The sequence below is a fragment of the Psychrobacter sp. genome, assembly GCF_035469765.1.
GTDB lineage: Bacteria > Pseudomonadota > Gammaproteobacteria > Pseudomonadales > Moraxellaceae > Psychrobacter.
On the sequence record NZ_DATIRM010000092.1, the window covers coordinates 1 to 3354 of the forward strand.

Genomic DNA, 3354 nt, shown 5'->3' on the forward strand with positions numbered 1-3354 from the left:
TTATTAAAGTTCTACTTCCTGCTCCCAATCCACCAAAACAGTAGAATTCTACCTCAATTGTTCTTGTGCATAAGTATAATAATGTTAACTATTGAAAACCAATAGAGCAAAAGTAACAATACAAGGTAGGATTGTAAGTAAGATAAACAGTCAAGATACTGATAATTTTGTTCAATGAGCAGTGCAACAGGTTGAGACTAGCAATAAGAGTAGCAACAAAAGAATTATTTATAAAAATATTTGTATTTTTAGCTTAAAAAAATAAACTATAAAATCAATTAGCTACAGAAGATATTACCTTAAAAGCAAGTAAAAGACAGTCGTAGTGATAATAAATTTGAAAAAATCTATTGACACGCTCAGAATATTTGCTAAAATAGCCAGCCTATCGAGACGTAGTAGTTAACAACTACGAATTGATTCAGCGGGAATAGCTCAGTGGTAGAGCATAACCTTGCCAAGGTTGGGGTCGAGAGTTCGAATCTCTTTTCCCGCTCCAAATATGGCTTGTAAAAGCACTAAAACCTCACTTCTTATAAGAAGTGAGGTTTTTTTTATGGGAAAAATTTAATTAGTTCAAGAATAGCGTTATAAAACACGGATGATTTGAGACAGTTTTTTGATTTTAAATAGGCATACTTATTTGATATATTGAAGATTAAAACGCTTCAAGCAATATATCGCACCCATTTATAATTATTATAAGGATTAAGCATGCAAACTTTTGAGCACAAATCATTTAATAAGCTGTTTGACCTAATAGGAAAAATAGCGATCGTCACTGGTAGTGCCAACGGTATTGGTAAAGCAACGGCACTACGCTTTGCACAAGCTGGCGCTAATATGGCGATTGCTGATTTAAAGCTCGAAGACGCTAATGCGGCGGTGGTCGTGAAAATCCAGCCACAGCATCAGTCGATGACATTCGCCGTGACTTTGAATTAAACGTTTTCAGTGGTTGGTGCTTAAGCCAATTGTGTGCGCTACATATGAAGGAATCAGGGTATAGCTCGATTGTATTTACTACTTCGATGTCAAGTATTAATAAAAGCCCGAATATGAGTGACTATGCAGGCTCAAAAGCGGCTGTTAATCATATGGTAGCAAACTTAGCGCATGATTTTGGTCCTGAAGTGCGAGTCAATGCGGTAGGTCCTGGTGCGACGCGTACTGATGCTTTGAAAACGGTACTAACACCAGAGATTGAGAAAAAGATGCTCGCTCATACACCTATTGAGCGTTTGGGTGAAGCTGATGATATCGCCGGTGCTATGCTGTATTTTGCTGCGTCGATATCGACTTGGGTTAGTGGTCAGACCGTATTTGTCAATGGTGGCGGCGTACAAACCTTAGATTAATAAACGATAGCTTTTATGATAGGAACGATACTTAATCAGAGATTGGGTGCCGTCTTTTTTATTTGTTAATATATCTTTCTTTTCTTCTTTTATTATTAAGATTATTTACAAAATAAAATACTGTTTTGAATGAATTTTTCTTATAATAGCTTCTCTAATTGGGAGAGATATTATGTCAGAATTACAAAAATTGCAGCAACTTGTTGAGCAGCGCCGTTCGATTTATGCTTTGAGTAGTCAGTTACCGGTATCAAATAGTGAAGTGGTTAAATTGGTCGAGCATGCTATTTTGCATACGCCTTCATCATTTAACTCTCAGTCAACGCGCATCATTGTCCTGTTTGGCGATGAGCATCATAAACTCTGGCAACTGACTGAAGACACCTTACGCAGTATCGTCGATAATGATGAGCAATTTGCCTCAACCAAGCAAAAAGTAGACAGCTTTAAAGCCGGTGCTGGTACAGTATTATTCTTTGAAGATCACAAGGCTATTCAAGCCCTGCAAGAAAAAGCCCCTTTATACGCGGATAAGTTCCCGATTTGGGCGCAGCATACCAACGCCATGCATCAATATGTGATTTGGACAGCCTTGGCGAGCGTAAATGTCGGTGCAAGCTTACAGCATTATAATCCTATCATTGATGATAAAGTGGCTGAGACTTGGGATGTAGATAAGGATTGGGAATTGGTTGCACAGATGGTGTTTGGCGCTATTGAGCAGCCAGCAGGTGATAAAGCGTTTGAGCCGCTCAACAAGCGCCTTAAAGTATTTGGCTAATAGCTGAATGTATTGAATCTATAGTGATTACATCAGACATGTTCTAGATATAAAAAGCGCCACTCAACAGTTTGTTGGGTGGTGCTTTTCTACTTTATTAAATTAAAATACTATAGGTAATATGCTTCAAACCATTATCCAAAAATCATAGCAATTGTCAGTATGATATTACCTAATCATTCACTGGCTCGCTTACGTCTCATTAAGCTATTGGCAACCCATGCCGGACCAATTAATAAAAATTGTAAATCTTCAAAAAATGACGGTTTTTTACCTTCAATCTTATGACCGATAAACTGCCCAATCCAAGCGACCACAAAGACAGCTGCCCAAATCTTAAAACCCCAAGGCAATAGAGCCATCACTGAAAGACAAATAAGGATAAACATCCCCATCGCCATAAATAGCGGCGTTGATAAGCGCATATAAAACAACAATACCAAGGCGCTCATTACTAACGTGAACCAGACTGATAGCGACATACCTATCCCGAGTAGACTGACAAAAATAGCCGGAACACAGAGCCAATGGATTTTTTTATTGATAAGATTTTGATGACTGACCGAATACTCACTGAGCCATTGCTCAAGTGTGCGTTTGGACATTCGCTTTTGCTGAGTAACAGACATACCAACCTCCTTGTTAGTAAATGAAAATTTGATAGCAGCAACGTATCTATAACTGCAATTATAATAGCTTCGCCATATCAGTTGTAGCATGAATATTTATACACTACCATTTTATCTGCTAGACGCTAGAGTCAAATTCTATTATCACAAGTTCTTATTTTGTCAGTTGACACTGTAGCATAGTGCTTATCTACTACAGCCCCTTTTGTTTTCTGGCAGGCATTGGTATTTCTACCGACTCTTGCTCACTGCGGTGCCATTCATAGAGACCGATAAATGCGTTTACTTGATAAACCATGGTTTGGATAGCAAAAATATAGTTACCAGACATGAGGTTCACAATGAGCCAGACAAAGTTGACGACAATCCATAACCACCAGTTAAATGAATAACGCAGAATCATTGCTGCTTGAGCGGTGATAGAAAGCACAAAAGCGATGACGTTAATCCAAAAGAAAGAGATAACACCCAAAAATTTACTATTGTCATCTTCAACGACAGAGTAGCCATAGCTTGCCAATAAGTCATTGATTTTTGGAAATAATGCCAGCCCAATCACCATAAAGCTAATAGTCAGTAGCCAAAT

3 protein-coding genes, 1 tRNA gene and 1 pseudogene are annotated in these 3354 nt (G+C 38.2%); 3 read left to right on the forward strand and 2 right to left on the reverse strand.

Annotated features, from left to right (window positions below):
* Positions 1-424: 424 nt before the first annotated feature.
* The 3 genes and pseudogenes from VLN09_RS02505 (at position 425) to VLN09_RS02515 (ending at position 2139) form a co-directional block, all read left to right on the forward strand.
* Positions 425-499: transfer RNA gene (locus VLN09_RS02505), tRNA-Gly, on the forward strand.
* Positions 500-714: 215 nt separating this feature from the next.
* Positions 715-1358: pseudogene (locus VLN09_RS02510) on the forward strand (SDR family oxidoreductase).
* 172 nt (positions 1359-1530) lie between these two features.
* The gene (locus VLN09_RS02515) at positions 1531-2139 is read left to right on the forward strand and encodes a nitroreductase family protein (protein WP_325243637.1); all 609 of its coding nucleotides are present in this window, start codon (positions 1531-1533) and stop codon (positions 2137-2139) included.
* Positions 2140-2315: 176 nt separating this feature from the next.
* On the opposite strand, the gene VLN09_RS02520 is transcribed toward VLN09_RS02515, so the two are convergent.
* Both VLN09_RS02520 and VLN09_RS02525 read right to left on the reverse strand, forming a co-directional pair.
* The gene (locus VLN09_RS02520) at positions 2316-2768 is read right to left on the reverse strand and encodes a DUF962 domain-containing protein (RefSeq protein WP_325243638.1); all 453 of its coding nucleotides are present in this window, start codon (positions 2766-2768) and stop codon (positions 2316-2318) included.
* Positions 2769-2961: 193 nt separating this feature from the next.
* On the reverse strand, positions 2962-3354 hold a 393-nt coding region (locus tag VLN09_RS02525; protein ID WP_325243639.1), incomplete at its 5' end, for a nicotinamide mononucleotide transporter family protein.